Source organism: Thermoanaerobaculia bacterium (assembly GCA_018057705.1).
In the GTDB taxonomy this organism is placed as follows: Bacteria; Acidobacteriota; Thermoanaerobaculia; order Multivoradales; family JAGPDF01; genus JAGPDF01.
Map to the genome: position 1 here is coordinate 1 of JAGPDF010000131.1, position 6,862 is coordinate 6,862.

The window sequence follows — 6,862 nt, forward strand, 5'->3', positions numbered from 1 at the left end:
GGCCCACCAGCCGGTCGCCACGGCGAGCTCGGCGTTGAGCAGGCTCGCGCCGGCGGCGCCGCGTTCGGCGTTGTGGCCGAGGAGAGCGAACTTGACGCCGAGCACCGGGCATTCGCGCACTCTGCCGATGTGCACCGGCATGCCCGAGGTCGCCTCCACCGAGTCGGCGAGGTCGAGCCGCGGCTGGGGACGCTCGGGCCGGTCGTGGAGGAGGATCGGAACCTGCGGCGCCGAGGGCAGCGCGAGCTCCTGAGGCAGGGAGCGGAACGAGGCGAGCACCTCGCGCACGAGCGCGAGCGACGGGTTGCCCGCGAGCCGCACGCTCACCGCCTCGGTGTGGCCGTCGAGAACCGGCACGCGATGGCAGAGCGCCGAGACCCTCGCCGCGGCGGGCGCGACCGACTCGCCATCCAGGGCGCCGAGCATCTTGCGCGTCTCCTCCTCGACCTTCTCCTCCTCACCGCGGATGTACGGAATGACGTTGCCGAGGATGTCGAGCGCCGGGACGCCCGGGTAGCCGGCGCCGCTCACCGCCTGCATCGAGGTCATGAGCACCGCCTCGACACCGAAAGCGGCCTGAAGCGGCGCCAGCGCCATCACCAGCACAGTTGCCGTGCAGTTCGGATTGCAGACGATGGCGCCGGAGTAGCGGCGCTCGCGGCGCTGGCGCGGGACCAGCGCAAGGTGGGCGGCATTCACCTCGGGCACGAGGAGCGGCACGTCGGGCTCCATGCGGTACGCCGAGGCGTTCGAGAAGACCCAGGCGCCCGCCGCGGCGAACAGCGGTTCGAGCTCGCGCGCCGGTGCGGTGTCGAGCGCGCTGAAGACGATCCCCGCCGGGGCCTCGCGCGGCGTGCACGATGCCAGCACCCGGTCGCCGAAACCGGCGTACGGCTCGCCCCCGAGGCGCCAGTCGCAGGCCTCGGCGTAACGCTTGCCGGCGCTGCGCTCGCTGGCCGCGAGATGGCGGATCTCGAACCAGGGGTGTGCGGCGAGCCGGCGCACGAAGCGCTGGCCGACGACACCGGTGGCGCCCAGCACGGTGACGGGAAGACGGGACGAAGGGGGCGGGAAGGGAGTGAGCAAGGGCAGAGTCCTTTCCGGATCAGAAGCGAGCTCGGTGCGCGATATCGAGCAGAGCGGCGCGCAGTGCGGCAGTCTCCGGCGCGAGCGGCCGGGCGAGAAGCGGGCGCTGGGCGGCCGCGGCGAGCGCCGCCGGCAGCGGCTCGGCCGGGTCGCGGGTCGCCTCGAACTTCGCCGGGTGGGCGGTGGCGAGAAAGAGCCCGTGCTCGCCGGCCTGGAGCTTCCGCCGCAGGACGTCGCAGGCCACCGCGCCGTGCGGGTCGCAGCGATAGCCCTCCGCCGCGAGGCGGGCGAGCGCAGCGCGAGTCGCACGATCGTCGGCGCTCCCCCAGCGCAGGCTCGCGCGCATCGCTGCCGCGTCGTCCGCGAACAGGCGCTCGATCCGCTGCCAGTTGTTCGGCGCCCCGACGTCCATCGCGTTCGCGAGCGTCGCGACGCTGGCGCGGGGCGAGAACGGCTGCCCATCGAGGAAATCGGGCACCGTGCGGTTGGCGTTCGTCGCCGCGACCAGCGTCGCGATCGGCGCTCCCAGGCGCTGCGCGAGCAGGCCGGCGCAAAGATTCCCGAAGTTTCCCGACGGCACGGCGACGACCAGGGGGCGGCCGTCTGCGGCGGCAGCCGCGCGCGCCGCGGCCTCGAAGTAGTAGGTGATCTGCGCCAGCAGGCGAGCCAGGTGAATCGAGTTCGCCGACACCAGGCCGGCCCTTCGGGCGAGCTCCGGATCGGCGAAGGCGCTCTTCACCAGGCGCTGGCAGTCGTCGAACGAACCCGCGACGGCGAACGCCTGAACGTTGTCGCCGAGCGTCGCGATCTGGCGCTCCTGCAGGGGCGAGATCCGCCCCTGCGGATAGAGCACGACGACCGCGAACCCCGCGAGGCGATGGAAGGCGTTCACCACCGCGGCGCCGGTGTCTCCGCTGGTCGCGGTGAGCACGGTGCGTCGCCCACCGCCGTTGTCGGCATCGTCCGCATCATCGGCATCATCGGCATCATCGGCACTCGGTCCCAGTCGCGCGAGGACCTGCGCCAGGAAGCGCACGCCGAAGTCCTTGAACGACAGCGACGGACCGTGAAAGAGCTCGAGCACGGAGAGAGCGGGCCCGATCTCGCGGTAGGCAACCTCGAAATCGAACGCCGCGGCGACCATCGACTCCACCTCGCTGCGACGGAATTCGGGGGCGAGGAGGCGCCGGAGAATCTCCGTCGAGCGTGCGCCGAACGGCAGCGCGAGGAGTTCTGCGACGTCGGCGAACGGCGACAGACCGGCCGGGAGGTAGAGACCGCCGTCGCCGGGCGCGTTGCGGAGGGCGGCCTCCTTGAACGTGACGCGCAGGGAGGCGTCGCGGGTGCTGGTGACGATCATCGACTCGAGCTCTCCGCCCGTTCTCGAGCATTCTCGAGCGATTCCAGCCGCCGGGCGCCCTCGCGGTCGAGCCGGCAGAGCCGCGCCTCGACCGCGACGCCGGCCGCGCGCCAGGCGGCGAGGCCGGCCGCAGCAATCGTCTCGGCAGCCTCGGGCTCGACCACCGCGAAGACCGCGGGGCCGGCGCCGGAGAGCGTGCAGCCGAGCGCCCCCGCCGCGAGTGCCGCCCGCTGCACCTCGCGGAAGCCGGGGACGAGCGCGGCGCGATGCGGCTCGGCGAGCGCGTCGCGGAGCGTCACGCGCAGGAGGTGCCGGTCGTCGGTGTGCAGGGCGTGGATCAGCGCCGCGAGGTTCTGTGCCCAGGCGATGGCGTCCGGCAGCGGGAGCTCGCGCGGCAGAACGCTCCTCGCGAAGCGCGTCTCGAGCTCGAGCGCCGGCACCCAGAGGACGAAGAGCAGCTCCTCGGGAAAGGGCAAGGCGCGCGAGCCCGACTCCGGGTCGACCAGCCGCAGCCCGCCGAGGAGCGCCGGTGCGACGTTGTCGAGATGCACCCCGCCGGAGGCCTGCGCCTCGGCTTCGCCGGCGGCGGCGAGCAGCGCGCGATCGTCCAGCGGCTGCCCGAGGAGCTCGTTGAGCGCCACCAGCGTCGCCGCCACGGACGACGCGCTCGAGCCCAGGCCGCTCGCCACCGGGAGGTTCTTGTGCAGGACGAAGTCGAGCGCCGGCAGGGGCGAAGCGAGCCGGGATGCGAAGGCATCGCGAGCCTTGAGCACGAGATTCTCGAGCGGCTCGGCCGGCAGCCGATGCGCGAATCGGCCGCGACACTCCAGGCGGTCCCCCTCGCCCGCCTCGCGCCCGACGGCGCGCCGCACGTCGACGCAGTCGCCCCAGAGCCCGGTTTCGGGGGGCGCGAAAGAAGTGAGCGGAGGGATCGCGGTGATCGGAGCGAGCGGAGCGAGCGCCGCGCCGAGGAGATCGAAGCCGGCGGCGAAGTTGCCGATGCCGGCCGGGGCGTAGGCGGTGACCCAGCCGCTCTCCGGAATCGGGCCGGAGAGCTTGCGGGCCAGCGCCGCCGGCGAGGGACGGGTCGACGGGCCCTTCTGCCAGGCGCGCTCGAAGAGCCGCTCGTGGACCGCCGCGACGGCGCGCGCGCCGTCCTCCGCCGCGATGACGGCGGAGATCGAGCGCTCCGAGGCGCCCTGCGCGATCGCCGCGACGTTCACGCCCGCGTCCCCGAGCGCGCCGAAGAAGCGCCCGGCGACGCCGACCTGTTCGCGCATGCCGTCGCCCACCAGGCTGACGATCGCGAGATCCCGTCGCGCCACGACCTCGTCGACCCGACCGGTATCGATCTCCGACTCGAACGCCCTGCGTACCGCCCGCTCCGCCTCGTCGGCGGCAGCGGCTTCGACACAGAAGGAGATGGCGGTCTCGCTCGAACCCTGGGTGATGAGCATGACCGAGATCCCGCGGCTGGCGAGCGCCGCGAAGAGCCGCGCCGCGACGCCGGGCACCCCCTCCATGCCGGGGCCGAGGAGGCTGACCAGCGCCACGCCGCGGGTGAACGAGATGCCGCAGGCGACGCGTCCGGCCCTCTCTGCTCCTTCGCTCTCTCCACTCCCCTCGCTCACCGCGCTTCGACGCTCGACCAGCGTGCCCGGGTGCTCCGGCCGGAAGGTGTTGCGGATGCGCACCGGAACACCCGCCGCGCGCGCCGGCGCGATCGTCCGCGGATGCAGGACCTTGGCACCGAAATGCGCCAGCTCCATCGCCTCTTCGTAGCTCATGCGTTCGAGGCAGGTGGCCGCCGGGGCGAGGCGCGGATCGGTGGTGAAGACGCCGTCGACATCGGTCCAGATCTCGAGCAGGCGCGCCTCGAGAGCCTGGGCGAGGAGCGCCGCCGAGTAGTCCGAGCCACCGCGGCCGAGACACATCACCTGGCCGCTCTCGTCGCCACCGAAGAAGCCGGGCAGGAGCAGTACCGCCCCTCCTGCGCTGCGCCGCACGGCGAGCCGACGCTTCATCTCGTCCGGCCGCGGCGTCGCCGCCAGCGGGTCACCGCTGCAAGGCAGGAGCTCCACGGGGTCGAGCAAGTCGGTATCGAGGCCACGGGAGGCGAAGAGCTCGCACAGGAGGGCGCAGCTCGCGCGCTCGCCCAGGACGATGGCGCGCGCCTCCACTTTCGCCGAGCAGTCGCCAAGGAGCGCCACGCCGCGGAGGATCTCCGCCAGTTCGCGGACGATCGCAGCCAGGCCCTCCGCCAGCGCTGCGCTGCGCGTCGCGCCGAGGTCCGGTGCGAGCTCCCTGGCGATCGCCTCGTGGACGGCGCGAAATCGGGCGACGGCCTCGTCGGCCGGGTCGACCTCGCCCGCCGCGGCGTGCTTCAGCCCGGCGACCAGGAGGTCGGTCACGCCGGAGACCGCCGACGCGACGACGCCCACCCGCTCCGCCGCGGCCGCCTCAACGACCAGCTCCGTCACGGCACGCATGGGCGCCGCTCCCGCAACCGAGGTGCCGCCGAACTTCATGACCCGAAAAGACGGTCGAAACGATGGCCGAATCGACGGCATACCCCACTCCCTGAGTCTTCCGCAAAAGAAAAAACCCCGCTACCTCGTCGGAGGAGCGGGGCCGGTGTCTGCGCCATCGGCGCCATCTCGCCTCTCGCCTAGGCGAGCCCCGTCCCTCCGCTCGCGCGGGGGGTCGTCGTCGTCGACGTCATGCAGCCGGCGCCGATCGCCAGCTCGCGCGGTCTCATCATGCGAGGACGCTACCGCCGTCGTTCGGCCACTGTCAAACGCCGGGCCCGCCGCACGCCCCCGCGAACGCAAAGGAGAACGCCTGGCCCCATTCCGGAACCAGGCGCTCTCCTTTCCTTGGCGGGGCGGCCGGGTCAGTCGATCGAGACCACCCGGAAGATGGCGATGGTGCCACTGATCTCGTTGGCGGAGACCAGCAGGTTCTGGCCGTTCGGGCTCTGGTTTGCGGGGAGGAACAACAGCCCCTCGGGGCCCAAGTCGCCCGCGGTGCCGGCCTCGGCGTCGCCGCCGAAGAGGCGGGTGTTGGCGTAGGCCGCGAAGGCCACCTCCAGCGGGTTGGTGACGTCGTAGGCGAAGATGCCGCCCTGGCGCTCGAGGCCGATGAAGGCGTAGACGCGCTCGTCGATCGTCCCGAGCGCCAACGCCTCGGGCTCGGGCCCCTTGTCATCGCTCCTCGAGTCGAACGAATCGTTCTCCGTATTGTCGGAGTTGAAGTTCGCCGCATCCTGGCGTCCGAGGAGACGCTCGAACTCCCGACCGCTGTCGTAGATCTGACTGCCCTGCGAGGTCCAGATCGAGAACGAGCGCCCGCCGAAGGAGCGCAGACGGTCGACGTCACCGTCGTCGTCGAGGTCGGCGCCGGCGGTGGTCACCCGGAGCCGGCCGATGTTCTCGTCCTGCTGCAGGAACGCGGCGTTCGGAAAGAGCTCCGGATCGAGGTCCAGGTCCTTGATGCGCTCGAGCTCGGAATAGCACTCGTAGTCGCGCGTGTCGCCCTCGTTGGCGGTCACCAGGTAGCGGCGCCCGTCGTGGAGATAGAAGGCGATCGCATCGGGCTGATAGAGCCCTTCGACCGGCCAGGTGCCGAGGCGCACCGCGTCGTCGCGATCCGAAGCGTCGAGTTGGTTGACGCGCTGCGAATGGTCCTTGGTGCCGAGCGCGTGCAGCGCGGTCACCGTGCCGGTCGCGAGATCGACGACGGCGATGGCGTTGGCCTCCTGCAGGGTGACGTAGGCGGTCCGCGAATCGTCCGCCACCGCGATGTACTCGGGCTCGAGGTCCTGGGCCGGCGAGGCGTTCGGGCCGAAGAACCGCACCTCGGGATGCAGCGCGGCATAGATGGAGTGGAAATCGGCCGTGCGGACGGTGGCGCTCGCGAGCTCGGAGCGGTCTTCCGGGACGTCGATGATCGTGATCGAACCCTCCGGGTCGTTCGCGAGACCCGGACTGCAGTAATCGAGCGGCTCGCCCTCGTTCGCGACGACGACGTGGGCGCCATTGGGGGTGAACGTGAGCATGTCGGGGAGGGCGCCCGCCGGGAGCGCGGCGAGGATGCGACCCGAAAGGTCGAAGAAGACGACCTTGCCCGGCTGCTGCCTGTCCTCGGCCTCGACCGCCGCGGCGGCGAGGTCACCCCAGGTGGCGACGCTGTTGACGCCGCCACCGTAGGCCGCGAAGTCGACGGTGAAGAGCGCCGCCGGGTGGGCCGGGTCGGAGAGGTCGAGCGCCTGCACTGCGTTTGCCTGCGCATTGACGAAGAAGAGCCGCTTCGCCGTCCGGCTGTAGGCGGCGATCTCCGCCCCACCCTCCTCGAACAGCCCGGTCGAGTAGCCGCCGATCTTCTCCAGCCGGATCTTGCCGGCGGAAAGGTCGACGG

4 protein-coding genes are annotated in these 6,862 nt (G+C 72.1%); all 4 read right to left on the reverse strand.

The genetic code is table 11. From position 1 onward, the window contains the following. The coding region (gene asd, locus KBI44_20850) for an aspartate-semialdehyde dehydrogenase (GenBank protein MBP9146933.1) at window positions 1-1,086 on the reverse strand (1,086 nt) is incomplete at its 3' end. Between the two features lie 19 nt (window positions 1,087-1,105). Continuing rightward, window positions 1,106-2,446 (reverse strand): threonine synthase, encoded by a 1,341-nt coding sequence (gene thrC, locus KBI44_20855; protein ID MBP9146934.1) that lies wholly within the window; start codon window positions 2,444-2,446, stop codon window positions 1,106-1,108. Beyond that, window positions 2,443-4,974, reverse strand: a complete 2,532-nt coding sequence (gene thrB, locus KBI44_20860) for a homoserine kinase (protein ID MBP9146935.1) — start codon at window positions 4,972-4,974, stop codon at window positions 2,443-2,445. Before thrB ends, thrC begins: the two co-directional genes overlap by 4 nt. A gap of 365 nt (window positions 4,975-5,339) precedes the next feature. After that, on the reverse strand, window positions 5,340-6,862 hold a 1,523-nt coding region (locus KBI44_20865; GenBank protein ID MBP9146936.1), incomplete at its 5' end, for a choice-of-anchor I family protein.

Coding starts and splice junctions, on each gene's coding strand:
- thrC (MBP9146934.1), bottom strand. CDS start 2,446: ATGATCGTCACCAGCACCCGCGACGCCTCCCTGCGCGTCACGTTCAAG.
- thrB (MBP9146935.1), bottom strand. CDS start 4,974: ATGAAGTTCGGCGGCACCTCGGTTGCGGGAGCGGCGCCCATGCGTGCC.